Origin of the sequence: Streptomyces sp. R28 (assembly GCF_041052385.1) — a bacterium.
Classification (GTDB): Bacteria; Actinomycetota; Actinomycetes; order Streptomycetales; family Streptomycetaceae; genus Streptomyces.
Genome location: NZ_CP163439.1, coordinates 5,774,980 through 5,800,116 on the forward strand (window position 1 = coordinate 5,774,980; position 25,137 = coordinate 5,800,116).

22 protein-coding genes are annotated in these 25,137 nt (G+C 68.8%); 11 read left to right on the forward strand and 11 right to left on the reverse strand.

Translation table 11 applies throughout. The features are described 5' to 3' along the window. The first annotated feature begins 110 nt into the window (after positions 1–110). The 6 genes from AB5J49_RS25770 to AB5J49_RS25795 all read left to right on the forward strand — a co-directional run bounded on the left by AB5J49_RS25770 (position 111) and on the right by AB5J49_RS25795 (position 6,392). A complete protein-coding gene (locus AB5J49_RS25770; protein WP_369171046.1) occupies positions 111–1,175 on the forward strand; it encodes an MraY family glycosyltransferase in 1,065 nt (354 codons plus the stop codon). A gap of 94 nt (positions 1,176–1,269) precedes the next feature. Further along, positions 1,270–3,126: a molecular chaperone DnaK gene (gene dnaK, locus AB5J49_RS25775; protein WP_369171047.1), complete on the forward strand. Its 1,857-nt coding sequence runs from the start codon at positions 1,270–1,272 to the stop codon at positions 3,124–3,126. Then, on the forward strand, positions 3,123–3,773 hold the full coding sequence (gene grpE, locus AB5J49_RS25780; RefSeq protein WP_369171048.1) for a nucleotide exchange factor GrpE: 651 nt from the start codon (positions 3,123–3,125) through the stop codon (positions 3,771–3,773). The genes dnaK and grpE overlap by 4 nt, the downstream gene beginning before the upstream one ends. A 33-nt stretch (positions 3,774–3,806) precedes the next feature. Then, positions 3,807–4,991 carry a molecular chaperone DnaJ gene (gene dnaJ, locus AB5J49_RS25785; RefSeq protein ID WP_369171050.1) on the forward strand — a complete coding sequence of 395 codons (1,185 nt, stop codon included), beginning with the start codon at positions 3,807–3,809 and terminating at the stop codon, positions 4,989–4,991. Between the two features lie 5 nt (positions 4,992–4,996). Further along, positions 4,997–5,449, forward strand: a complete 453-nt coding sequence (locus AB5J49_RS25790; RefSeq protein WP_369171051.1) for a helix-turn-helix domain-containing protein — start codon at positions 4,997–4,999, stop codon at positions 5,447–5,449. Between the two features lie 109 nt (positions 5,450–5,558). Next, the gene (locus tag AB5J49_RS25795) at positions 5,559–6,392 is read left to right on the forward strand and encodes an NAD(P)H-binding protein (protein WP_369171053.1); all 834 of its coding nucleotides are present in this window, start codon (positions 5,559–5,561) and stop codon (positions 6,390–6,392) included. A gap of 28 nt (positions 6,393–6,420) precedes the next feature. Here AB5J49_RS25795 and AB5J49_RS25800 read toward each other — a convergent pair whose 3' ends face one another. Next, positions 6,421–7,890: a hypothetical protein gene (locus AB5J49_RS25800; protein WP_369171055.1), complete on the reverse strand. Its 1,470-nt coding sequence runs from the start codon at positions 7,888–7,890 to the stop codon at positions 6,421–6,423. Between the two features lie 125 nt (positions 7,891–8,015). After that, a complete protein-coding gene (locus AB5J49_RS25805) occupies positions 8,016–9,143 on the reverse strand; it encodes a sugar ABC transporter substrate-binding protein (RefSeq protein ID WP_369171057.1) in 1,128 nt (375 codons plus the stop codon). A gap of 295 nt (positions 9,144–9,438) precedes the next feature. On the opposite strand from AB5J49_RS25805, the gene AB5J49_RS25810 reads away from it, so the two are divergent. Both AB5J49_RS25810 and AB5J49_RS25815 read left to right on the forward strand, forming a co-directional pair. Then, positions 9,439–11,181 carry a PA14 domain-containing protein gene (locus tag AB5J49_RS25810; protein WP_369171058.1) on the forward strand — a complete coding sequence of 581 codons (1,743 nt, stop codon included), beginning with the start codon at positions 9,439–9,441 and terminating at the stop codon, positions 11,179–11,181. 31 nt (positions 11,182–11,212) lie between these two features. Continuing rightward, positions 11,213–11,761 carry a hypothetical protein gene (locus AB5J49_RS25815; protein WP_369171059.1) on the forward strand — a complete coding sequence of 183 codons (549 nt, stop codon included), beginning with the start codon at positions 11,213–11,215 and terminating at the stop codon, positions 11,759–11,761. A gap of 68 nt (positions 11,762–11,829) precedes the next feature. On the opposite strand, the gene AB5J49_RS25820 is transcribed toward AB5J49_RS25815, so the two are convergent. The 5 genes from AB5J49_RS25820 to AB5J49_RS25840 form a co-directional block, all read right to left on the reverse strand. After that, positions 11,830–12,684 (reverse strand): transglutaminase domain-containing protein, encoded by an 855-nt coding sequence (locus AB5J49_RS25820; RefSeq protein WP_369171060.1) that lies wholly within the window; start codon positions 12,682–12,684, stop codon positions 11,830–11,832. Position 12,685: 1 nt separating this feature from the next. After that, on the reverse strand, positions 12,686–13,618 hold the full coding sequence (locus AB5J49_RS25825) for an alpha-E domain-containing protein (protein WP_369171061.1): 933 nt from the start codon (positions 13,616–13,618) through the stop codon (positions 12,686–12,688). After that, on the reverse strand, positions 13,615–15,159 hold the full coding sequence (locus AB5J49_RS25830) for a circularly permuted type 2 ATP-grasp protein (RefSeq protein WP_369171063.1): 1,545 nt from the start codon (positions 15,157–15,159) through the stop codon (positions 13,615–13,617). The genes AB5J49_RS25825 and AB5J49_RS25830 overlap by 4 nt, the downstream gene beginning before the upstream one ends. Before the next feature lie 316 nt (positions 15,160–15,475). Beyond that, positions 15,476–15,874 carry a hypothetical protein gene (locus AB5J49_RS25835; RefSeq protein WP_369171065.1) on the reverse strand — a complete coding sequence of 133 codons (399 nt, stop codon included), beginning with the start codon at positions 15,872–15,874 and terminating at the stop codon, positions 15,476–15,478. A gap of 510 nt (positions 15,875–16,384) precedes the next feature. Then, positions 16,385–16,801 (reverse strand): lactococcin 972 family bacteriocin, encoded by a 417-nt coding sequence (locus AB5J49_RS25840; protein WP_369171066.1) that lies wholly within the window; start codon positions 16,799–16,801, stop codon positions 16,385–16,387. 359 nt (positions 16,802–17,160) lie between these two features. Between AB5J49_RS25840 and AB5J49_RS25845 the strand changes: the two genes are divergently transcribed. Then, positions 17,161–18,219: a LuxR C-terminal-related transcriptional regulator gene (locus AB5J49_RS25845; protein ID WP_369171068.1), complete on the forward strand. Its 1,059-nt coding sequence runs from the start codon at positions 17,161–17,163 to the stop codon at positions 18,217–18,219. Here AB5J49_RS25845 and AB5J49_RS25850 read toward each other — a convergent pair. From AB5J49_RS25850 to AB5J49_RS25860, 3 genes are read right to left on the reverse strand one after another with little or no spacing between them, the layout of a single operon-like run. Then, complete coding sequence (locus AB5J49_RS25850) at positions 18,182–19,159, reverse strand: LuxR C-terminal-related transcriptional regulator (RefSeq protein ID WP_369171070.1); 978 nt, start codon at positions 19,157–19,159, stop codon at positions 18,182–18,184. The two genes, AB5J49_RS25845 and AB5J49_RS25850, sit on opposite strands and share 38 nt — an antisense overlap. Then, entirely contained in the window at positions 19,156–20,151 is a 996-nt protein-coding gene (locus AB5J49_RS25855; RefSeq protein ID WP_369171071.1) for a helix-turn-helix transcriptional regulator, read from the reverse strand. The genes AB5J49_RS25850 and AB5J49_RS25855 overlap by 4 nt, the downstream gene beginning before the upstream one ends. Beyond that, positions 20,148–21,185 (reverse strand): helix-turn-helix transcriptional regulator, encoded by a 1,038-nt coding sequence (locus AB5J49_RS25860; protein WP_369171073.1) that lies wholly within the window; start codon positions 21,183–21,185, stop codon positions 20,148–20,150. The genes AB5J49_RS25855 and AB5J49_RS25860 overlap by 4 nt, the downstream gene beginning before the upstream one ends. A 277-nt stretch (positions 21,186–21,462) precedes the next feature. Between AB5J49_RS25860 and AB5J49_RS25865 the strand changes: the two genes are divergently transcribed. Next, entirely contained in the window at positions 21,463–21,798 is a 336-nt protein-coding gene (locus AB5J49_RS25865) for a hypothetical protein (RefSeq protein WP_369171075.1), read from the forward strand. A gap of 171 nt (positions 21,799–21,969) precedes the next feature. Here the strand turns inward: AB5J49_RS25865 and AB5J49_RS25870 are convergent, their stop codons facing one another. Further along, on the reverse strand, positions 21,970–22,383 hold the full coding sequence (locus AB5J49_RS25870; RefSeq protein ID WP_369171076.1) for a pyridoxamine 5'-phosphate oxidase family protein: 414 nt from the start codon (positions 22,381–22,383) through the stop codon (positions 21,970–21,972). Between the two features lie 131 nt (positions 22,384–22,514). Between AB5J49_RS25870 and clpB the strand changes: the two genes are divergently transcribed. Continuing rightward, the gene (clpB, locus tag AB5J49_RS25875) at positions 22,515–25,112 is read left to right on the forward strand and encodes an ATP-dependent chaperone ClpB (protein ID WP_369171078.1); all 2,598 of its coding nucleotides are present in this window, start codon (positions 22,515–22,517) and stop codon (positions 25,110–25,112) included. Positions 25,113–25,137 lie beyond the last annotated feature (25 nt).

A 25,137-nucleotide genomic window follows, 5' to 3' on the forward strand; every position in this document is an offset into this window, starting at 1 on the left:
CTCTGCCGCACTGTAGCCAGGTGCGGAGTGATGTGAGTCGCTGAGGGTTGCCTTAAGAACCGATCGTGTTATTCATCCCGAAATGGTATATACGGCACTAACCTAGCCTGGTGCTTTACGGGATCGCAGCCGCCACCACCTCTCTCCTCCTCGCCGCCTTCCTCGCGGCGCTGCTCCGGCTGCCCGCCCTGCGTCTCGGCATCGTCGACCGTCGGCGCCAGCGGCCGCTGCCGTTGCTCGGCGGTGCCGGCGTCGTGCTCGTCACCTGCCTGGTCGTCGCCGCGGGGGAGTGGACGGGCTTCGCCCCGCTGGGTCCCCAGGTCGAGCGGCTGCTGATGGCCGCCGGCGCCGTCGCCGTGCTCGGGCTGGTCGCCGACGTGCGGCGGGTGAAGGCGCGGTTCCTGGTCGGCGGTACCGCCGTGGCGGCGGCCTGTGTGGTGCCGTACAGCGAGACGGGCTTCCTGTTCGGTCTGCCCGCCGTCGGCTGGATCGTCCTTGTCGCCGTCGGGTTCAAGGCGCTCGACCATGCGGACGGGCTGGCCGGCACCGTCGGGGTCGTCACCGCCTTCGGTGTCGGGCTGCTGGCGGCGGCCGAGGTGATGGACGAACTGGCCGTGCTGCTGAGTGTGCTGGCCGCCGCCCTGACCGGTTTCCTCATGCACAACTGGCATCCCGCGCGGATCGGGCTCGGGGCGTGCGGGTCCCTGTTCGTCGGGTTCGTGCTGGCGTCGACGGCCGTGATGACCCGTACCGGACACGACCCGGTGTCGAGCGTGGGGGTGCTCTACGCGCTCACCGCGCTGGCCACCGCCGACGTCCTCCTGGTGGCGCTGTCCCGTCGGCTGGCCGGGCGGCCGCTGCTGCGGGGTGGCCCCGACCATCTCGCCCATCGGCTGCGCCGGGTCGGCCTGACCCCGCCGGCCGCGACCGTCGTCCTGGGTCTCGCGGCCTTCTCCGGGGTCTTCGTCGGCGTTCTCGTGCACATGGGATGGATTGCCGAGTCGGGGGTGTTCTGGGTGGGGGCGGGCGCCCTCGTCGCCGTGTTCGGACTCCTGCTCATCAAGCCCTACGCGCCTCGCCGTCAACCCTCTTTTCCCGTAGGGGGTTCCGTTCGGCCGCCGGCGCAGGCTACATCTACGCAGGTCAGAGCCCAGTTGCGTGTAAGGAACGGATAAGAGTTGAGTGGGGTCGACTCAGCTCTGTTGACCGGGCGGGGGCCGTCATGCACACTTGAGTCCGTTCCACTCAAGTCAGCTGGAGGAATCAACCATGGCACGTGCGGTCGGCATCGACCTGGGCACGACTAACTCCGTCGTCAGCGTTCTGGAGGGCGGCGAGCCCACCGTCATCACCAACGCCGAGGGCGCCAGGACCACGCCGTCCGTCGTCGCCTTCGCCAAGAACGGCGAGGTGCTCGTCGGCGAGGTGGCCAAGCGGCAGGCGGTCACCAACGTGGACCGGACCATCCGGTCCGTGAAGCGCCACATGGGCACGGACTGGAAGACGGAGCTGGACGGGAAGCCCTTCAACCCGCAGCAGATGTCCGCCTTCATCCTGCAGAAGCTGAAGCGGGACGCCGAGTCCTACCTGGGCGAGAAGGTGACCGACGCGGTCATCACCGTCCCGGCGTACTTCAACGACTCCGAGCGCCAGGCGACGAAGGAGGCCGGCGAGATCGCGGGCCTGAACGTCCTGCGTATCGTCAACGAGCCCACCGCGGCCGCGCTCGCGTACGGCCTCGACAAGGACGACCAGACGATCCTCGTCTTCGACCTCGGTGGCGGCACCTTCGACGTGTCCCTGCTGGAGATCGGCGACGGCGTCGTCGAGGTGAAGGCCACCAACGGTGACAACCACCTCGGTGGTGACGACTGGGACCAGCGCGTCGTCGACTACCTGGTGCAGCAGTTCAAGTCCGGTCACGGCGTGGACCTCGCCAAGGACAAGATGGCCCTCCAGCGCCTGCGCGAGGCCGCCGAGAAGGCCAAGATCGAGCTGTCCTCCTCCACCGAGACCTCGATCAACCTGCCCTACATCACCGCCTCCGCCGAGGGCCCGCTGCACCTGGACGAGAAGCTCACCCGGGCTCAGTTCCAGCAGCTGACGGCCGACCTGCTGGAGCGCTGCAAGACCCCGTTCTTCAACGTCATGAAGGACGCCGGCGTCTCCATCAACGAGATCGACCACGTCGTCCTCGTCGGTGGCTCCACCCGTATGCCCGCCGTCGCCGAGCTCGTGCGCGAGCTGACCGGCGGCAAGGACGCCAACAAGGGTGTGAACCCGGACGAGGTCGTCGCCATCGGCGCCTCGCTCCAGGCCGGTGTCCTCAAGGGTGAGGTCAAGGACGTCCTGCTCCTCGACGTGACCCCGCTGTCCCTCGGTATCGAGACCAAGGGCGGCATCATGACCAAGCTCATCGAGCGCAACACCACGATCCCGACCAAGCGGTCCGAGATCTTCACCACGGCCGAGGACAACCAGCCGTCCGTGCAGATCCAGGTCTACCAGGGCGAGCGCGAGATCGCGGCGTACAACAAGAAGCTCGGGATGTTCGAGCTGACCGGTCTGCCGCCGGCCCCGCGTGGCGTCCCGCAGATCGAGGTGTCCTTCGACATCGACGCCAACGGCATCATGCACGTCACGGCCAAGGACCTTGGCACGGGCAAGGAGCAGAAGATGACCGTCACCGGCGGCTCCTCGCTGCCGAAGGACGAGGTCGACCGCATGCGCCAGGAGGCCGAGCAGTACGCGGACGAGGACCACCGCCGCCGCGAGGCCGCCGAGACCCGCAACCAGGGCGAGCAGCTCGTCTACCAGACGGAGAAGTTCCTCAAGGACAACGAGGACAAGGTCCCCGGCGAGGTCAAGACCGAGGTCGAGGCCGCCGTCGAGGAGCTGAAGACCGCGCTCAAGGGCGAGGACACCGCCGAGATCCGCACGGCCACCGAGAAGGTCGCCGCGGTCTCGCAGAAGGTCGGCCAGGCCATGTACGCCGACGCCCAGGGCGCGCAGGCCGCCGGCGGTCCGGAGGGCGCCACGCAGGGTGGTGCCGGTGCCAAGGCCGCTGACGACGACGTCGTGGACGCCGAGATCGTGGACGACGAGCGCAAGGACGGTGCCGCGTGACGGAGGAGACCCCGGGCTTCGACGAGAAGCCTGACGTCCCCTCCGGCGCCACCCCTGAAGACGCCGAGCCGGCGGCCGCTCCCCAGGAGGGGGCGGCTCCGGCCGGGGACGCATCAGCGCAGATCGCCGGTCTGACGGCCCAGCTGGACCAGGTGCGCAAGGCGCTCGAAGAGCGCACCGCGGACCTCCAGCGGCTTCAGGCCGAGTTCCAGAACTACCGCCGCCGCGTCGAGCGCGACCGGATCACGGTCAAGGAGATCGCCATCGCGAACCTCCTGACCGAGCTCCTGCCCGTGCTCGACGACATCGGCCGCGCGCGGGAACACGGCGAACTCGTCGGCGGATTCAAGTCCGTCGGGGAGTCGCTGGAGACCGTCGCGGCGAAGATGGGCCTGCAGCAGTTCGGCAAGGAGGGCGAGCCCTTCGACCCGACGATCCACGAGGCCCTGATGCACAGTTACGCGCCGGACGTCACCGAGACGACCTGCGTGGCGATCCTGCAGCCCGGGTACCGCATCGGCGAGCGCACCATCCGCCCCGCGCGGGTGGCCGTCGCCGAGCCCCAGCCGGGCGCGCAGACGGTCAAGGCCGACGAGGCGACCGAGGCGGCCGACGACAAGGAGAGCGGTGGCCCGGACGAGGGCTGACGTTGAACCGAGGAGAGAGGAGGGGCGTCGAGGATGAGCACCAAGGACTTCATCGAGAAGGACTTCTACAAGGTCCTCGGCGTCCCCAAGGACGCCACCGAGGCCGAGATCAAGAAGGCCTACCGCAAGCTCGCCCGTGAGTACCACCCGGACGCCAACAAGGGCAATGCCAAGGCGGAGGAGCGCTTCAAGGAGATCTCCGAGGCGAACGACATCCTCGGTGACCCCAAGAAGCGCAAGGAGTACGACGAGGCCCGCGCCCTCTTCGGCAACGGCGGCTTCCGCCCGGGGCCGGGCGGCGCGGGCGGCTCCTTCAACTTCGACCTGGGCGACCTCTTCGGAGGCGGCGCCCAGGGCGGCGGACAAGGGGGAGCCGGCGGCTTCGGCGGCGGACTCGGTGACGTCTTCGGGGGCCTGTTCAATCGCGGCGGTACGGGCACGACCCGGACCCAGCCCCGGCGCGGCCAGGACATCGACACCGAGGTCAGTCTCAGCTTCACCGAGGCGATCGAGGGCGCGACGGTCCCGCTGCGCATGTCCTCGCAGTCGCCGTGCAAGGCGTGTGCGGGCACCGGCGACAAGAACGGCACACCGCGGGTGTGCCCGACCTGCGTCGGCACCGGCCAGGTGGCGCGGGGTTCCGGTGGCGGCTTCTCCCTCACCGACCCCTGCCCGGACTGCAAGGGGCGCGGCCTGATGGCCGAGCACCCGTGTCTGGAGTGCAAGGGCAGCGGCCGCGCGAAGTCGTCCAGGACCATGCAGGTCCGCATCCCGGCCGGGGTGTCGGACGGCCAGCGCATCCGCCTGCGCGGCAAGGGCGCACCCGGCGAGCGCGGCGGCCCGGCCGGCGACCTGTACGTCACCGTGCACGTCGAGGCGCACCCGGTGTTCGGCCGCAAGGACGACAACCTCACGGTGACCGTCCCCGTGACCTTCACGGAGGCAGCCCTCGGCGGCGAGGTCAGGGTCCCCACCCTGGGCGGACCGCCGGTCACCCTGAAACTGCCGCCCGGCACGCCCAACGGCCGCACCATGCGGGCGCGGGGCAAGGGCGCGGTCCGTAAGGACGGCACCCGCGGCGACCTCCTGGTCACCGTCGAGGTGAGTGTTCCGACGGACCTGACGGGGAAGGCTCGTGACGCACTCGAGGCGTATCGCGAGGCGACCGCGGGCGAGGACCCGCGGGCGGAGCTGTTCCAGGCCGCGAAGGGAGCATGAGTGAGATGGACGGTCGTCGACGCAACCCGTATGAACTGACCGAGGAAACCCCGGTCTACGTCATCTCGGTGGCGGCCCAGCTCTCCGGCCTGCACCCGCAGACGCTGCGCCAGTACGACCGTCTGGGCCTGGTGTCTCCGGACCGCACGGCCGGCCGGGGCCGCCGTTACTCGGCCCGCGACATCGAACTGCTGCGTACGGTCCAGCAGTTGTCGCAGGACGAGGGCATCAACCTGGCAGGCATCAAGCGCATCATCGAACTGGAGAACCAGGTCGCCGCGCTCCAGTCCCGGGTCGCCGAAATGCAGGCGGCCCTGGACGGCGCGGCGGCGGCGATGCAGCAACGCGAGGCGGCGGTGCACGCGTCGTACCGCCGGGACCTGGTGCCGTATCAGGAGGTCCAGCAGACCAGCGCGCTGGTGGTCTGGCGACCGAAGCGGCAGCAGTCCTCGGACTGACGGCCAGTCAACTCACGCCCTGGGCCCGCAGGTTCACCGGATTCACCGGAACCTGCGGGCCCAGGGCCTTGTTGACCTCAAGCTCGGTTGAGGTCCTAGCGTCACCCTCATGATTCTCGTGACCGGGGCCACCGGAAACACAGGAAGCGCCCTCGTGAAGGAACTCCGGGCGATCGGCGCCGGCCCGTTGAGAGGGCTCACCCGGGACGCCATGCGGGTCGTGTTCCCGGAAGGCGTCGAAGCCGTCGAGGGCGACCTCGCCCGGGCGGCTTCACTGAAGCCCGCGCTGGACGGGGTGCGTTCGCTGTTCCTCGTCTCGCGCGTGGGCGCGGACGCCGAGATCCTCGACGCCGCCCGGCAGGCGGGGGTGGACCATGTGGTGCTGGTGTCGTCCATCACCGTCCTGACCCATCCGCACCTGGGCCCCGCCGAAGAGAACCTGGCCGTCGAGCGCCTGCTCAAGGACAGCGGCATGGCCTGGACGATCCTGCGGCCGACGCAGTTCGCCTCGAACGCCCTGTGGTGGGCGGAGGCGATCCGCGCCCACGAAGCGGTCCGGCTGCCTTACGCGGACATCGGCCTGCCCACGATCCACCCCGCGGACATCGCATCGGTGGCCCGGGTGGCGCTGACCGGGCCCGGCCATCGAGGGCAGACGTACGCGCTGACCGGCCCGGAGCGGATCACGGCCCGGCAGCAGGTCGCGGCCATCGCAAGAACACTGGGCCGGGAAGTGCCGCTCGCCGAGATCAGCCGGGTGGAGGCCCACCGCGACATGGCCGCGTTCATGGGCGACGAGGCCGCGGACGCGGTGCTCGATGTGACGGGCGGCGACGCCAACGACGAACTGCTCATGGTGCGCGACACCGTCTCCCGGGTCGTCGGTGCCCCGGCCAGGACGTTCCGGCAGTGGGCGGAGGAGCACACAGCCGCCTTCCGCTGAGCTGCCGCGCGGCTGACCGGGGCCGGGGCTACGCCGGCGGGAAGACGAAGAAGCCGTCGTCCGTGGGCAGGAAGCCGTAGCCCGTCGTCGCGTCCACGGCGGGGATGCTGTTCTCCGGCAGGTCCTTCGCGAGGACCTTGCGGGTCCGGGTGTCCACGGCGAGCGTGGAGTGGGAGCTGTCGAACCTCGCCGAGTCGTAGGCGTCGCCGTACAGGACCTTGCCGTTGCTGGAGAAGCGGATCGGGTCGAAGGGGGTCTCGCCCTCCTCCTGGGACCACAGGCGGGTGCCGTCGGTGGTCTGCCAGAGCGTCGTACCGTCGTAGCCGGAGTCGAACTCGCCCCGGTCGAGGGCGGCCAGCTTGCCGTCGGGCGAGTGGACCAGGTACTCCGCGGCCTCGTAGGAGGCGGTCAGCTTGCCGCTCGCCAGGTCGTACCAGGCGTAGACCTGGGTGGTGGGGCTGAGGCCGACGTCCTTCTTCCAGGCGACCAGGGCCTTGCCGTCCGCGGCGCGGACGACGTGGATGGTGCGGTCCTTCGGCTCGCCCTTGTCGTCCAGGGCCACGCCCTTGGGGATCTCGGCGTCGGCGGAGGACCAGATCTGCTTGCCGGTGGCCAGGTCGTTGAGGGTGACGTTCGAGGGGTCGTAGTCGTAGTTGCCGGCCGCCTCGAAGCCCGGGTAGGAGCCGGCCACGAGGACAGGGGCGTACGTCTTGTCGCCGCTGGCGACACCCGTCTCGGCGTCGAAGTCGCACTCGGCGTCGTCGTCGCCGTTGCAGGGGATCGTGCGGGCGGTGCCGCCGCCGATCGGGGTGAGCGTCAGGGTCTTGCCGGCCTTCGCGACGACGTAGCCGTCGATGACGTGGCCGAACTCGTAGGCCGACGTCTCGCCCAGCTTCGTGCCGTCGACGGAGTAGAGCGTCGCCGACGTCGTCGTCTTCTCCTGGGTCAGGCCGTCGGACTCGGTGGTCTCGGAACTGCCGACGGCCACCGCCGGGGCGCCGTCCTTCCAGGTGACGCCCTCGACCGACTCGCCCGTCACCTTGAGGCTCCTGCGGACGGCGCCGGTCTTGGCGTCACGGAACTCCAGCGTCAGCTTCTGCGCCTCGTCGGAGGAGAACAGCACGCGGTTGACGTCCGTCGGCTCGCCGTCGACCTGGGCGTCGGTGAGGTACGCGCCACTGGCGTCCTTGGCGAACAGCAGGACACCGCCGAGGTCGAGGACACCGAGGGAGGCGGTGTCCGTGGGCAGGCTCCAGGCGGGCTGCTCGGCGTATCCGGGCAGGGCGACGCCCTTGTACGCCGGGCCGTCCGCCGCCGGCTTCCCGGAAGCGGCGCCCTGGGACGCGGATCCGTCCGCGCCCTTGTCCGTGGTGGTCTCCGCGTCCCCGCCGCCGCAGCCCGTCAGCAGCGCCAGCGACAGTGCGAGTGAGGTGACGGCGACGCGCCTGCGCAGCCGTATGCCGTCGATTCCGGCGTCAGCGATATGCCCGATGCTCAACTGCCCGTACCTTCCCCCGTGTTCGAGAATGATCGGGCGTGATCCTAGACCAGTTACTGATCTTGGCTTTACTTCGGACTGTCGGCTCTGCTTCGGACCGTTGGCCCTGCTTCGGACCGTTGGCTCTACTTCAGTCCGATGGACGCGCAGTCCGCCTTGTACTTGGCGGTGCAGATCTCGGACAGCTGGTAGATCCCGTCGGCGACGACGGTCTCCTTGATGTTGTCCCGGGTCAGGGCGACCACGGGGACCAGCAGGGCCCGGATGTCCTGGTCGGTCGGGCTGTCGACCTGGTCCTGGGTGAGGGAGTCGAACTGGATGTCGTGGCCCTGGACCTTGGCCACGGCCATCTCCGCGGCGCTCTCCGCCTCCTGCGGGTACGACTTGTACACGCTCATGTACTGCTCGCCGCTCACGATCCGCTGGACGCCGTCCAGTTCGGCGTCCTGTCCGGTGATCGGCGGCAGTTCGGTCACGCCCGCGGCGTGAAGGGCCTTGATGACACCGGCGGCCATGCCGTCGTTGGCGGAGTAGACGCCCTTGATGTTGTTCACGCCGATGGACTTGATCGCCTGGGCCATGTTGGCCTGGGCGTTCTCCGGCTTCCAGTCCTTGGTGTCGTAGGACTTGGCGATGTCCACGGAGCCGTTGAGCTCGGAGAGGGCGCCCGCCTTGAACTGCTTGGCGTTCGGGTCGGTGGGCGAGCCGTTCATCATCACGATCTTGTCGGACGAGTCGACGTTCGGGCCCATGGCCCCCAGCAGGGTGCGGCCCTGCACCTCGCCGACCAGCTCGTTGTCGAAGGAGACGTAGGCGTCGATCGGTCCCTCGGCCAGGCGGTCGTAGGCGATGACCGGGATGCCGGCGTCCTTGGCCTTCTGCACGCCGTCGGCGATGGCGTGCGCGTCGACGGCGTCCAGCAGGATCACGTCGACCTGGTCGTCGATCATCTTCTGCAGCTGGCTCGCCTGCTTCTTCGCGTCCGCGTCGGCGTTCAGGTAGACGACCTGGCCCTGCTTGTCCGTGAGCTCCTGGACCTTGCTCCTGATGATGGGGTAGTCGAACTTGTCGTAGCGCGTGTTCGCCGTCTCCGGCAGCAGCAGCCCCACGGTGACGTCGTTGCCCTTGGTCGGGCTCGCCGCACCGCTGTCCCCGGTGACGCCCAGTGCCCCGCACGCGGCCAGCGAGAGGGTCATCGTCGACGCGGCGGCCACTGCTGTGGCGGTACGGCGCAGGGGGCGCATGGGACGCATAGCGGAGCTCACTTCTGGTGCCTTCGGGACATGGACGCGCCATTGCGCCCAGATGTCTGAAAAGACAACGCGGCGACGGCCCTCAGCGTCAAGCGGAACTACTTAACGAGTGCGCAACACCACGCTCCGCTGTGCATGTGAAGACATCACGGAACACCTCCAAACGGCCATTACACCCCCTCCATCGAACCTTGGTCGAAGTGTCGACCAAGATCCGTACAACCAATGCCATTTCTCGCGAGTCGTGATCAGGACAGCTCTCTGACCGCTGTTCTGCAATCGACCAGAGGATCGAATGAACCCAGCCAGACGTGCGACCGCCGCTGCCGCGACGACGGTCGTGCTCGCCGCCGCGGGCACCCTGCTCGCGACGACCCCCGCATCCGCCGCCGTGACCTGCGCATCGCCCGTCTTCAAGCGGCAGTTCTTCGCGAATACCACCCTTTCGGGCACCGCGAAGAAAACGGACTGCGACAGCGCCATCGACCAGAGCTGGAGCGGGGCTCCCGCCACCGGACTGCCGAAGGACAACTTCACCGTCCGCTGGACCGTGACGCGGGACTTCGGCTCCGGCGGCCCCTTCTCCTTCGCGGGCTCCGGCCAGGACGGCATCCGCGTCTACCTCGACGGCACCCGCAAGATCGACCTGTGGAAGAACGTCTCCTCCACGGTCTCCAAGACGGTCAACGTCACCATCCCCGCCGGCAAGCACACCCTGCGCGTCGACTTCGCCAACTGGACCGGCACGGCCAACGTCAAGTTCGGCTACACGCCCCGCACCACGGCGTCCGTCGACACGGTCAGGCCCCTTGCCCCGACCGGGACTTCGGTGGCGTACGACACCGCCACCGGCAGGGCCAGGCTCACCTGGGCGAAGAACACGGAGATGGATCTCGCGGGATACCGCGTCTACCGCCGCCTCAAGGGCGCCGCCTTCCCCGGCACGCCCCTCGCGGCGACCACCTCCACCACCTACACCGACAGCACCCTGCCGGTGACCGGCGCGACCTACTACTACGAGATCCGCGCCCACGACAAGGCCGGCAACGAGTCGGCCGGTACGGCGGACCAGGCCGTCACCACCGTCGACCGGGTCGCGCCCGGCGTGCCCACCATCACCAGGGCGTCGGGCGAGGTGACCCCGACCGGGGGCACCGGCGGGCTGCTGGTCGGCTGGGACGAGGTCGTGGACGCGGCGACGTACCGCGTCTACCGGGCGGCGAGCGAGAACGGCACGTACGCCGAGGTCGCGAGCACGGACCAGCTCTCCTACCTGGACACCTCGGCCGTCGAGAGCACCGTGTACTACTACCGGGTGTCGGCCGTCGACGCGGCGGGCAACGAGTCCGCCCGGACCGAGCCCCGGCGGGGCAAGATCTGGGACAACGATCCGCCGCCGCTCGTCACCGGACTGAGCGTCACCCCGACCGAGTACGGATTCCAGCTGGACTGGGACAAGAGCCCCGCCCAGGATCTGCGGCACTACACGATCCACTGGGGCGAGCTGTACGGCGACGAGGGCGAACAGGTCTGCTACGGCAGCCTGGTGGACTACGTCTCCCCCGACGAGACGTCCTACGCGTACACCACGCTCCCGGACGGCGACGAGGTCTGCTTCTTCGTCGACGCCGTGGACGACGAGGGGAACTCCGCCAACAAGTGGAGCGACGATCCGGTCCAGGCCGTGCGGGCCACCGAGCTCGACATGACGCCGAGCGTGGCGACGCCCGAGGGCTCACCGCTGCGCCTGACGGCCACGGGCGCGGAGGGCGACGAGGGCAACCTGCTCGAGTGGTCCGGGCTCGGCGCGGGCGAGGAGGGGGCCGCCGACCCCGCGGAGAGCTTCCGCGTCTACCGGTGGAACCCCGCCTCCGCGACGTACGAGAAGATCGCCGAACTCCCGGCCGCCGCCTTCTCGTACTTCGACACCGGCGCGCGGCGCGGTACCACGTCCTACTACTGGGTGACCGGTGTGCGGGCCGACGGCACCGAGTCCGAACCCGCGGGCGACTGGGCGGTCACCGCTCCCGCCGCCTGACCGGCCTGGCCCTCCTGCGAAGATCATCCGCATGACCGTCACCCAAACCCCCGTCGAGGACAGCCTGTTCGGCCCGCTGACCGTCCGTCTGGACACCGAGCGCGGCGAAGTCGTCGTCGAGGGCGAGGCGGTCCCGCGGATCGTGCTGAGCCGGGCCGCCGGTACCGAGACCGACGACCACATCCCCGTCGGAACCCGGGACGGCGGTCGGCTCACCCTCACCGTCGCCGGCGAGGAAGCCTCCGTGCACCCCGCCAAGGGCCGGCTGACCCGGCGTTCGTTCCGGGTCGACGTCCGGCACGCGGGCCACGTCTGGCGGCTGGTGCCCGACTCGTTGCCGGGGAGCCGATTCCTGCGGGACGGGCGGCGATTGGCGGACTTCTACTCCGAGGGCGACGGGGAAGTGACGGCCGAGTGGCGACCGGAAACGGGGCCGGAAGCCGAGCTGGGAACCGGGTCGGACACCGGACCGGACCCCACGGACGTCGCCCTGGGCTACGCCCTCGCCGCCGCGTTCGGCACGGGCGCGCAGCCCATGTGGATGCTGGTCAGTGATGCGATCGGTGACCTGATTCCCTGACACGTACGGCCGGGAGGGGGCCGCGACACCTCCAGCCCCCTCCCGGCCGCTGCCTCTGCCCGGTTCGTTCACGCCACCCGCGTGAACTCCACCGTCACCTCCGGCGGCCCGCCGGGAACGCCGCGGTAGATGCCCTTGTGCGGGGTGACGTCGTCGTAGTCGCGGCCGCGGCCGACGACGACGTGGGACTCGTCGGCCCGCGTCCGGTTGGTGGGGTCGTAGCCGCACCAGTCGCCCGCCCAGTACTCGATCCAGGCGTGGCTCTGCCCCGCGACCGGCCGGTGCAGCTCCGCCTCCCGCTCGGGGTGGAGGTAGCCGGAGACGTAGCGGGCGGGCAGGCCCACCGCCCGCAGCAGCGCGATCGTGAGGTGGGTGATGTCCTGGCAGACGCCCGCGCCCTGCTCCCAGGCCTCGGCGGCGGACGTGTTCACGCTCGTGGTGCCGGGAAGGTACGACACCCGGTCGGCGACCAGCGCCGACACCGCGAGCGCCGTCTCGTGCGGGTCGAGACCGGCCGCCGCTTCCCGCGCCTTTTCGAGGAGCGGGCCGGGGACGGTCGTACGGGAGGTCGGGCCGGCGAACTCCAGCAGACGGGAGGACGCCACCTCCTCCGCCAGCACCCGCCACGTGGGCGCCTCGGGGAGCGGGCCCGGCGGGTGGGTCTCCACCAGGCTGGAGGCCGTGATGGTGAGGTCGGCGTGCGGGTCCATCAGGTCGAAGCCGGTGACCTGGGTGCCCCAGTAGTCCCAGTACGCCCAGGTGGTGGCCGCCGGGCTGACGGTGACCCGGGCGTCCAGGGTGGTCTGGCCGGGCAGCGTCAGCGGGGTCATACGGACCTCGTTGTGCGAGGACGCGGCCGGCTGGGCGTACGAGACGTGCGTGGTGTGCTTGATACGGAGACGGCGAGTTACCTGGGCGGTCATCTCACGCTCCTTCCTGGGCCCACTCGACGGGCCCCTGGTACGGGAAGAACCGGTCGGCCACCGCGTCCGCCGAGGCCATGCAGGCCTGCCGCAAGTCCTCCAGCAGCAGGGGCAGTTGGTCTTCCAGCGTGTGTGTGTCCAGGTATTCGAGGCGGGTGCGCATCCGGCCGATCGGGCGGCGCGCCGGGTCCTGGCGGGGACGGCCGAGCGCCGTGAGGCACTCCTCCGCCGTGGTCAGCGCGTGCAGCGCCGAGCGCGGGAAGTCGCGGTCCAGCAGCAGGAATTCGGCCACCCGTGGCGTGTCCCCGAAACCGCCGTACACGCGCGCGTACGCCTCGTCCGCGCCGGACGCGCTCAGCAGGGTCGTCCAGTCGGGCGCGTGCGCGGCGTCCAGCACCCGCACCGACAGCAGCCGTACGGTCATGTCCACCCGCTCAAGGCTGCGGCCCAGCACCACGAAACGCCAGCTGTCGTCCCGGCTCATGGTGGAGTCGGCCAGCCCGAAGAACAGCGCCGCTCGCCTGCGCACCAGCTCCAGATACGCGTACGGGCCGGTCCGCCGGGCCGCGAGCCGCTGGTCGGCGAGGGCGTGCCAGGTGGAGTTGAGGCACTCCCACATCTCCGACGACACCGCCTCGCGGGCGCTGCGCGCGTTCAGCCGGGCGGCGCCGAGGGCGCCCTCGATCGAGCCCGTCGAGCGGGCGTCGAAGGCCAGCTGGTCGAGGACCTGCTGCATGTCCACGGGTGCACCGCCGGCATCCATGCCGAGGATCGCGTACAACGACCGGCAGGCCACGTCCTCGTCGCGCCAGGGGTCCTCCAGCATGCGGTGGAGATAGGCGTCGAGGATGCGGCCCGTGGCGTCGGCGCGCTCGACATAACGGCCGGTCCAGGTCAGGGCCTCGGCGATACGGGAGAGGATCACGTCGTTCACTGCTGCTGCGCCCCTTCCTGTACGACGGCGGGGGTGCCGTCGGGTCCGAGCTGACGCGGTGCGACGGCGAGTGGATCACCGGCGCTCAGCGGTACGGGCGTCTCCGTCGGGCCCTCGGCCAGCACCCAGGTGTCCTTGGAGCCGCCGCCCTGGCTGGAGTTGACGATGAGGTTGCCCTCCTGGAGGGCGACTCGCGTGAGGCCGCCGGGCAGCACCCAGACATCGTTGCCGTCGTTGACGGCGAAGGGCCGCAGATCGATGTGGCGCGGTGCCATGCGCTCGCCCGCGAGGGTGGGGGAGGTGGACAGGGCGACGGGCCGCTGGGCGATGAAACCGCGCGGGTCGGCGATGACGGCTTTGCGAGTGCGTTCTATCGTCTCGCGGTCGGCCTTGGGCCCGATGACGATGCCCTGGCCGCCGGCGCCGTCGACGGGCTTGATGACGAGCTGCTCGATCTGGTCGAGGACGGCATCCAACTGCCCTGGCTCGTCAGGCCGGTACGACTCCACGTTCGGGAGGATCGGCTCCTCGCCGAGGTAGTACCGGATGAGATCAGGGACGTACGTGTAGAGGAGCTTGTCGTCGGCGATCCCGTTCCCGACGGCGTTCGCGAGTGTGACGGTGCCCGCCATGGCCGCGCCCATGATGCCGGGGCAGCCGATCACCGAGTCGGGGCGGAAGTGGAGAGGATCGAGGAAGTCGTCGTCGAGGCGTCGGTATACGACGTGGACGGGCACCTCGCCGCGCGTCGTCCGCATCCACACGCGGTTGTTGCGGCACACCAGGTCGTGCCCCTCGACGAGCTGCACACCCATCAGCCGGGCCAGCAGGGCGTGCTCGAAGTAGGCGGCGTTGCTGGGGCCCGGGGTGAGGACGACGACGCGCGGATCGGCGGTCCCGTCGGGCGCGGCGGCCCGCAGTGCCGCGAGGAGCCGCTGGGCGTACCCGTCGACGGGCAGCACATGCTGCTCGGCGAAGAGGGAGGGGAAGATCCGGGTCATCGCCCGCCGGTTCTCAATGACGTACGAAACCCCGCTGGGGACACGCACGTTGTCTTCCAGCACCCGGAAGTCCCCGGCCTCGTCGCGTACGAGGTCGATCCCGGCGACATGAATCCGAACCCCGCCCGGTGGCTCGACCCCATGGGCCGCTCTGTGGAAGTGGGGGGAGTTGAGCAGCAGCCGCCAGGGCACGACGCCGTCCTCGAAGGCGCGGGCGGGCCCGTAGGCGTCGGCGAGGTACGCCTCCAGCGCTCTGACCCGCTGACTCACCCCGCGTTGTATGAGATCCCATTCGAGCGCGTCGAGGATCCTGGGTACGAGGTCCAGCGGCCAGGGCCGCTCCTCGCCCGCGAAGGCGTACGTCACGCCCCTGTCGGTGAACGCCCGGGCCATCTGGTCGGCCCGGAAGCGCAGTTCACTCGGCTCGATCGGCTGAAGTGCAGCCAGCACCGGCTCATAGGCGGTCCTGACCTCACCCGGCCGCTCAAACATCTCGTCCCACGCGTCGGCCAACGCGTACGCGTCAAATATGTCCGCCATGGCCTGACGTTAAGTGGGGTGTGTAACACGGCGATCACCCTGGGATTTCCGGGATGTCGCGCGGTTGTGCACGTCCAGGGAAGCGGAGCGCCGCTGTCGCGGGCGTTCGTGCACAACTCGCTGGCCAGCACGGCTGCGTCGGCGGCGGCGTCGGGGTGCCCCCATGAGGCGTTAGCCCGTGCTCCGGTCCAGGAGTACGGGCCTGTCCGCCGGGCGGTGAGTCGTCGGCCGGGGAGAGCGTGCCACGTCGAGTTCAGGCACTCCCTCATCACCGGAGTGTTCCGCTCGCCGCCGTCGGTAGGGCACGTCGCCTCAGTCAGTGTGGGGTTGGCCGGATAGCGCGATTCGACTTTGCCCAAACCGCTTGTCCGGCCAGGACCACGATGATGACCACCGCTACGAGTCGGGTGACATTCCATGTCGTGCTGGCAACTGCCCCTTGCGAAGAGGCCTCGGTATTGAGGCGCATCGAGGTCTCCGCGAGGGCAATCAGCGGAATCAGCGTCCGGAAGGCAAGTCCACGAAGGCCAGTGTTCCGTCCCAAGTTGCCAGCCAGCCCAAGGAGTAGCCCGAGAACTACGGCTGCTGCACCCCAGAATAGAGTCTTCGACAGGAATCCATCCCAGTAGATGTGCGTCCCCTGCGAGGGGTCATCCAGGTTCACCCATTCCCGGTACTCCCCTTGAACAAGTTTGGTCACATAGTAGGCGACCACGCCCGCAGCGAGGGCAGAAGGGGCCACGACGGCGGACCTGATCCTGGATTTGCATGCGAAGCCGATGCAGAAGGCCAGGGCGGCCCAAGCCCAACCTGCCGCCAAGACGAGGTGTAGCGCGTTAATTACAGAGACTTTGACCGTTCCAAGGAGCGGGGCGAGAACCCCGAGTGTCACGCCGGCTATCAGCGCGGCTGCAGGCGCCAGGAAAAGGGAGCGTGAAGGATACACGGGGCTCGGATGAGTCCTTTCAATAGGCAGAAACCCAAGACTGTCGCCGGGCGGTTCTGGTGAAACTATGAGGGTGACTGTCTCACAAGCCACCGCTCGTTCTCTCTTGAGCTGCGGAGGTGGGCGGGAGGCGAGGGCCGCAACGTCGCGCACCAGTCCTGGCGGCAGGACTCCTGACTGAAGCGTGCATTGCCAAACCAGGCTCGACATCGCGACCCCAGAGCGCGTCGTCCTCCGAAGTGACAGTCGAGGGCGTGACGCCCGAAGTGCCTCTAGGGGTTAATCAGTCTCAGTGATTCCCCAGTATGCGTAGCACGTGTAGCCAGCGCCTGAGGTCTTGCTGGCCTTGGCCGTCTTGCCGGCCTTCTCGCCAACCTTGTAGCTGCTGTTGGCTATCTTCGCGGTCGCGTTGTGCAACTTTGAGCCGTGGAAGTAGTACGAGTAGCACCGCTTGCCGTCGGCTGTCAGTTCAGTGCCGTAGGTCCAGCTGCCACCGCCTACGTCCTGGGTGGCTCTCGTGGACTTCCGAGAGGTCGGGTCGACCTTGATCTCGACCATGCCCCATTCCTTGACGTTTCCCAGCTCCTTGGGTGGCTGGGGCGTTGCCGCGCTGGTCGGCGTAGCAGGAGCAAGGACTCCAGTGGCCAAGGCTGCAGCGGCGGCGGAAAGAATGAGTGACTTACCGAGGGCCTTCATGGTGCCGAATTCTCCTATCGGTGTCTTTGTTGCAGAAGCGTGCGGCATGCCCATAAGGCTTTTGTTCGCTGCCGCTTGATCAACCATGCATGGCATGCGCACGTACAGGTAGCCTCATGATGCTGAACATGCCTGAAGCGGAGGGCGGATAAAAGGTGCATAACCTGGCATCTGGGTCCGCCCCTGGTTCGTGAAGTTGGGAAACCTGTGCGGAGGTGGGTCAGGGCCGTGTTGCGGCGGCAAGCCCCTCTGCGCATAGTTGCGCTGCGGAAGGCATGGGCTGATGCCCGTTAATGCTGTGAGCGTGCTGCGCGGGCGTACCGGTCGTGTGCGGCAGGGACGGTAGCCGGGGGTGGGAGATGGCCGAGCGCGGAAGGGACGAGCATCCACACGGTGCCGACCGACTGTGCGAGGCCGGGGATCGCGTGTATTCCCGGGCCGTACGGCGGGGCCGTGTGCCGCGTCAGGATGCCGAGGCGGTGCCGTGCCTGCTGGAACTGGCCTTGCTGCACCCGGACCCGGACGACATGGACTGGCTGGTGCCGACGTCCCCGCAGGAGGTCATGACACGGCTGTTGCGCGGCGTGTACGACGAAGTCAGCGCGAGCCAGCGGCGGATGGGCTCGGCGGTGGCGGCGTTCGAGTGGTACACCCGGCTGGGTCCGCAGCCGGCGCAGGCGTCCGGCGCGGAGGGTACGGCGATCCGGGTGCTCGACGGGCCCTCCCGTATTCAGGCCGCCCTCGACGAGGCGACTCAGGCGTGCGCGACGGAGGTGCTCACCGTGCAGCCCGGCGGCATCCGTCCCGAGCACGAGCTGACGGAGGGGCTGCACCGGGCGCTGGCGCTACGGGGCCGAGGCGTGCGGATGCGCGACCTGTACACGCACGTGGCCAGGCACGGTCATGGATTGCTCAACTACCTGGAGTTGATGGGTGAGTCGGTGGAGGCCCGCACCCTGGACGAGGTGATCGACCGGCTGATCGTCTTCGACCGTACGGTCGCCTTCATCCCTGCGAACGCGGACCGCACGGTGGCGCTGGAACTCCGCCACCCGGCCCTGGTCCAGTACTTGGGAACGGTCTTCGAACGTTTCTGGCGCCTGGCGATCCCCCTCACGGCTCCTCTCCCCGACACCGGCATCGAGGGCATCTCCCACCGCGAGCAGTCCATCGCCGCCCTGCTGGCGGAGGGCCACCAGGACGCGGTGATTGCGGAACGGCTCGGCATAAGTGTCCGCACATGCCGTGCCCACATCGCGCGGCTCTCGGAGACGCTTGGGGCGGCGAGCCGTACGCAACTGGGCGTCCGCATAGCCCAGGTGGGCCTGGACGGCCCCCGCCGGCCGATGAGCGGCGGGTCGTCGTCGACGGCGCAGTCACTCAGCCTTCCTGATCAAGGATCCCCGACTGTCCGATGAGGTAGCCGAGTTGGGCGCGGCTTTCGCTTCCGAGTGCGGCGGCGAGTTTGGCGATGTGGACGCGGGCGGTGCGGATGTTCATGCCGAGGCGGTCGGCGATGGCGGCGTCGGTGTGGCCTTCAACGAGGAGCGCCGCGATGGCGCGTTGGCGAGGGGTGACACCGTTGAGAGAAGGTGGCTGGACAGCCTCGGGGTACATGGGTGTGGCCAGGCGCCACAGCCGCTCGAAGGTGGTCACGAAGAAGGCGATCAGAGCCGGATGGCGGACCTCCAGTGCGACCGCGGGGGTGTTGCTGACCGGGATGAAGGCGACGGACCTGTCGATGACGATGAGGCGGTCGGTGACCTCGTCGAGGGTGCGGGCTTCGACATCGCCCTTGAGCTGCTCGTAGCGGGCGATGACGAACGGAACGTGGCGTTGCGTGTGCTGGTAGAGGGTGCGGATGCGGCCACCACGATCGAGCAGGGCCTGATCGCGGTCCAGCGAGACGGGTTGAGCCGCCTCATGTACCTGGCTCTTGTGGGTGACGGGCTGCACGGAGAGCGCTTCTTGCGCTTCGGCCATGGCTCGTGAGATGGCCTGGTTAATCTGCTGGCTACTGCTGAGCAGCCTATTTGCCGAGGTGTCTGCGGTCGCGGGGCGCCCCGTGCTGATCCGCATGAGCGGTGCGAACGTACCCGCCAATCGCTCTTTACGTCGCCATTCGCTCGCGATCCGTTCCTCTGACGCGCGCAGTAGCTCGTGCAGGGCAACGATGGGCGCGACTGGCTCCAGCCAGTTCGAGTCCTCGACGGTGGGGTGCAAGAGTCCGCAGTCGACGAGACAGGGTGCGGGAGCTAAATCCTCGATATGTATGCGGCCTTTACGCAGGGCCTGTTCGTACAGTTGCGTGCCTGCCGGGCACAGGTCTTCGGCGCGGTGCTCAGGATGCAATGTCATGCTCGCTGACTGCCTTCCTCCTGCTTGAGGATTCCTGACTCCGCGATGAGGTAGCCGAGTTGGGCGCGGCTGTCGCTGCCGAGGGGGGCGGCGAGTTTGGCGATGTGGACGCGGGCGGTGCGGACGTTCAAGCCGAGGCGGTCGGCTATGACGGCGTCGGTGTGGCCTTCGATGAGGAGGGTCGCGATAGCCCGTTGGGGGGCGGTGATGCCGTTGAGGGAGGATTGGTGGGCCGATTGCGGGTGCATGGGGGTGGCCAGCCGCCAAAGGCGGTCGAAGACGGTGACCAAGTACGTGATCAGAGCAGGCTGACGGACTTCCAGGGCGAGAGTGCCGCCTTCGTTGGCGGGGATGAAGGCAACCGTGCCGTCGATGATGATCAGGCGATCGGTGACTTCGTCGAGCGTGCGAGCCTCGACGTCACCTCGCAACTGTTCGTAGCGGGCGATCACGGCAGGGGAATGACGCTGCGTGTGCTGGTAGAGGGTGCGTATGCGGGCGCCGCGGTCGAGTAGGGCCTGGTCTCGGTCCAACGCGACGGCCCTGGCTGCCTGGGCCACCGGATCGCTGTAGCGAACGTTCGGCTGGACGCACAGCGTTTCCTCTGACGCATGGGCCATGGCCTCGGTGATGGTCGGGTTGATCCGCTTCCTGGTGATCACCCTGATCGCCGGGTTGTCCACGGTCGGAGTACGCCGCTCCTCGAACCGCATGAGGGCCGCGAAGGTCTCCGCCAAGCGCTCCTCTCGCTGTCGCTCGTTCGCGATCCGTTCCGCGGACACCCGCAGCAGCCGATGCAGTGCCACAGCGGGCGAGATCGGTTCGAGCCAGTCCAGGTCCTCGACCGTGGGCTGCAGCAGCCCGAGATCAATGAGACACGGCGCGTTGCCTGCATCCTTCACACGTACGCGGCCTTCACGCAGAGCGTGGGCGTACAGGTTCGTACCTGCTTCGCACAGTTGCTCCGGGCCGTGCGTATGCGCTTCGGTCACGGGTGGCTGTCTCCTCCTGATGGTGCGTGATCGTTGTCCAGGATCCCCGACTGGGCTATGAGATAGCCGAGTTGGGCACGACTGCCGCTACCCAGGGCGGTTGCCAGTTTGGCTATATGGGCCCGGCAGGTGCGTACGTTCATGCCCAGGCGGCGCGCTATCGCCTCGTCGACGTGGCCCTCGATGAGGAGTTTGGCGATGGAGTGCTGGACGTCGCTGATGCCGTCGGCGGCAGTTTCATACGGGGTCCCGACTTTGAGGGGCACCGCGCGCGCCCACATGAACTCGAAGACCTTGACCAGGTAGCGGACCAAGCCGGGGTGACGGATCTCCAGAGCCACCTGCCGGTCTTCTCGTATGGGGATGAAAGCCACGGTCTCGTCGCAGATGATGAGGCGTTCGACGAGCTCATCGATGGTGCGGACCTCCACCTTGCCGTTGGAGATCTGTTCCACGTATGCCAGAGTCTCGGGGCTGTGCCGCGCCGTGTGTTGATACAGCGTGCGGAATCGGACCCCCCTCTCGATCAGCGGCCTGTCACGGTCCAGGCCTTTGACGAGGTTCCCCTCGCGTCGGCGCCCGCCGGGCTGCACCGTGAGCACCTCGGTTTGACACTCGGAGGTCGCCAGGTTCAGTGCCGCGTTGATCCGGTCCCGGCCCTCCAGCACCGTGATGCCGTGGGTGGCCGCGTTGCTCTGTGCGCTGGCGGCCATGTACGGCTCGAAAGTATCGGCCAGTTGAACGGACAGACGCCTGCGTTCCGTGATCTCTCGCTCAAGGGGATAGAGATGCTGAGCCAGGGCTATCGACGGCGGCACGGGGCGCAGCCAGTTCGCGTCATCAGGATCCGGGTGTAGGAGGGCGAACTCCATCAGGCAGGGGGCACACTCCACGTCAGCCCGGGCGATGCGGCCTGCGCGGAGCGCGCTGGTGTAGAGCCGACTACCTTCGTCGCACAGGTCGGTTATGGCATGGGGATGTCCCGCTTGCATACCGTTTGTGCCCAATTCTCCACCCCCCAGGGTCCTGAACATGCAGGAACATGATGCATCGATAGTGTGGCCATGACGTGCCTGAATAAGCCATCGTCTTGTTCGACGGGGGAAGAGGAGACCATCGAGTGAGGACGAAGCCGACTATGCGTAAGAGAATGCTTCGCTCGGTTCTTGCCGCTGCTCTTTCCGCCGTCGTTGTTTTCGGGGTCGGGAGCGGCCTGGTCGGCAAGACGAGTGACGTTCGGGCGGTTAGCAGCTCGGCTGCGGTAGCCGGCGGTGGCGAGCACGCTGAAGACACCTCCTGGGACTGATCGCGATGACGACTCCACCCGACGACCGCTCCTTCCGCAGAGAAATGGCCACCGCCTACCGCTCCGGCTGGCACTTCATCGACTTGGTCACCGCGATCCCCCACCCCGGTGACTCGTTGATGGTGACCGTCTTCGGTGAGCCGGTCGTCGTCACGCGGGACGACGACGAGGACGTACGGGCTTACCGGTGTCTGCGGCGGCCTCGGGGGGCGCCGCAGCCTGTGCGGTGTGCCATCCGGTACGGAATGATCTTCGTCAACCTTGATCAGCGCGACCACCACCTGGTGGAGCCGGAAGCCCCGGCCCAAACGACCATCTCAGCCACCCCCCGCAGTGCCTGACGCGATTCCCCCGTCGTAACACATCGCTCAGGCGCTTCCCCCCGCAGCGGCGTCACCGTGACCTGAACACGGTGACGCCGCTGCAGTTTTCGGGGGACATTTCCCGTATCCACCTGTTCCGACGGTGGCTGAAACCGGGCGACCGGTATCCAGCCACCACAGCCACCCCGGTCACCCCCGCCCCATCGCCCGCCGCAGCTCGATCTCGATCACCACCCGGTCGGGATTCGGCCCCGGCGTCCGCCCGTACCGCTGCGCGTACCGCCGCTCCGCCTCCGCGACCCGCTCACGCTCGGTCCGGACGCGCGCCAGCCCCTCCAACGTCGCCCACCGCCCCCCGTCCACCTGGCAGACCGCCACAGGTGCCCCCTCCGGGCCGGCAGCCAGTACGTGGCCCACCTTCGCGCTCGACTTGTTCGTGATCACCCGAGCAAGTCGCGCCTCGGGGTCGTATGTGACTCCGACGGGTACGACATGCGGGGTGCCGTCCGGGCGCAGGGTCGTCAGCGTGCACAGGTGCCTCTCCTGCCAGAAGGTGAGGTACGGCGCGTCCGGCGCGCCCGGATCCTGGGGGTATGCGGCCATGGTCCGGAAACCTAGCTGCCGCAGGCCTCCCTCGGCCACCTTGAGTGGAATAGACTCAACTTTGTGTACGCTGACTCAGTCAGTACTCAGTCGGTACTGGGAGACGCTGACGCCAGGAGGAGAACGCCAACGTGGATGCCGAGCTGACCAACAGGAGCCGGGACGCGATCAACGCGGCCAGCAACCGGGCCCTCACCGGGGGGCACGCGGACCTCACCCCTGCCCACCTGCTCCTCGCTCTGCTCCAGGGGCAGGACAACGAGAACATCGTCGATCTGCTGGCCGCCGTGGATGCCGATCAGGCGGCCGTGCGCGTCGGCGCCGAGAAGGTGCTCGCCGCGCTGCCCAGCGTGACCGGATCCACCGTCGCGCCCCCGCAGCCCAACCGTGAGCTGCTCGCCGTGATCGCGGACGCCCAGGAGCGGGCCAAGGAGCTCGGGGACGAGTACCTCTCCACCGAGCACCTCCTCATCGGCATCGCCGCCAAGGGCGGTCAGGCGGGTGACGTGCTCGCCCAGCAGGGCGCCGGTGCGAAGAAGCTGCTGGACGCCTTCCGTAAGGCGCGCGGCGGGCGCCGGGTGACCAGCGCCGACCCCGAGGGGCAGTACAAGGCGCTGGAGAAGTTCGGCACCGACTTCACGGCCGCCGCGCGGGAAGGCAAGCTCGATCCCGTCATCGGGCGGGATCAGGAGATCCGACGGGTCGTGCAGGTGCTCTCCCGGCGGACCAAGAACAATCCCGTCCTCATCGGTGAGCCCGGCGTCGGCAAGACCGCCGTCGTGGAAGGGCTCGCCCAGCGGATCGTCAAGGGGGACGTGCCCGAGTCCCTCAAGGACAAGCGGCTCGTCGCGCTCGACATCAGTGCCATGGTCGCCGGGGCCAAGTACCGGGGTGAGTTCGAGGAGCGGCTGAAGACCGTGCTCGCGGAGATCAAGGACTCCGACGGGCAGATCATCACCTTCATCGACGAGCTGCACACGGTCGTGGGCGCCGGTGCCGGCGGCGACTCCGCCATGGACGCCGGGAACATGCTCAAGCCCATGCTCGCCCGCGGTGAGCTGCGCATGGTCGGTGCCACGACGCTCGACGAGTACCGCGAGCGGATCGAGAAGGACCCCGCGCTGGAGCGCCGCTTCCAGCAGGTGCTCGTCGCCGAGCCCACGGTGGAGGACACCATCGCCATCCTCCGCGGGCTCAAGGGGCGCTACGAGGCCCACCACAAGGTGCAGATCGCGGACAGCGCGCTGGTGGCGGCGGCGTCGCTCTCCGACCGTTACATCACCTCCCGGTTCCTGCCCGACAAGGCCATCGACCTGGTCGACGAGGCGGCTTCCCGGCTCCGCATGGAGATCGACTCCTCCCCGGTCGAGATCGACGAACTCCAGCGTGCCGTCGACCGGTTGAAGATGGAGGAGCTGGCGCTGGAGAAGGAGACCGACCCGGCCTCCCGTGAGCGCCTGGAGCGGCTGCGCCGCGATCTCGCCGACAAGGAGGAGGAGCTCAGGGGGCTGACCGCCCGCTGGGAGAAGGAGAAGCAGTCCCTCAACCGCGTCGGCGAGCTGAAGGAACGGCTCGACGAGGCGCGCGGACAGGCCGAACGCGCCCAGCGCGACGGCGACTTCGACACCGCCAGCAAGCTGCTCTACGGCGAGATCCCGGCCCTGGAGCGGGACTTGGAGGCCGCCTCGCAGGCCGAGGAGGAAGCCGCCAAGAGCACGATGGTCAAGGAGGAGGTCGGCTCGGACGACATCGCCGACACCGTCGCCGCCTGGACCGGCATCCCCGCGGGCCGCCTCCTGGAGGGCGAGACCCAGAAACTCCTGCGCATGGAGGAGGAGCTGGGCAAGCGGCTCATCGGCCAGACCGAGGCCGTGCGGGCCGTGTCCGACGCCGTGCGGCGCACCCGCGCCGGCATCGCCGACCCCGACCGCCCGACCGGCTCCTTCCTCTTCCTCGGCCCGACCGGCGTCGGCAAGACCGAACTCGCCAAGGCCCTCGCCGACTTCCTCTTCGACGACGAGCGGGCGATGGTCCGCATCGACATGTCGGAGTACGGCGAGAAGCACACCGTGGCCCGGCTGGTCGGCGCGCCTCCCGGTTACGTCGGCTACGAGGAGGGCGGCCAGCTGACCGAGGCGGTGCGCAGGCGGCCGTACAGCGTCGTGCTGCTCGACGAGGTGGAGAAGGCGCACCCCGAGGTCTTCGACATCCTGCTGCAGGTGCTGGACGACGGGCGGCTGACGGACGGTCAGGGCCGTACGGTCGACTTCCGCAACGCGATCCTGGTGCTGACGTCGAACCTGGGCAGCCAGTTCCTGGTCGACCCGATCACCAGCGAGGCGGAGAAGAAGGAGCAGGTGCTGGAGGTGGTCCGGTCCTCCTTCAAGCCGGAGTTCCTCAACCGCCTGGACGACCTGGTGGTCTTCTCGGCCCTGGCGAAGGACGAGCTGGCGCGGATCGCGCAGCTCCAGATCGACCGCCTGGCCAAGCGGCTGGCCGAGCGCCGGCTGTCCCTGGAGGTCACCCCCGGGGCCCTGGCCTGGCTCGCCGACGAGGGCAACGACCCGGCCTACGGTGCCCGCCCCCTGCGCCGCCTCATCCAGACCGCGATCGGCGACCGCCTGGCCAAGGAGATCCTCTCCGGCGAGATCAAGGACGGCGACACGGTCCGGGTGGACGCCTTCGGGGACGGTCTGATCGTGGGGCCGGCGACCGGAAAGACGCTGTGACCCGGCAAGAAGCCGTGATGGCGGG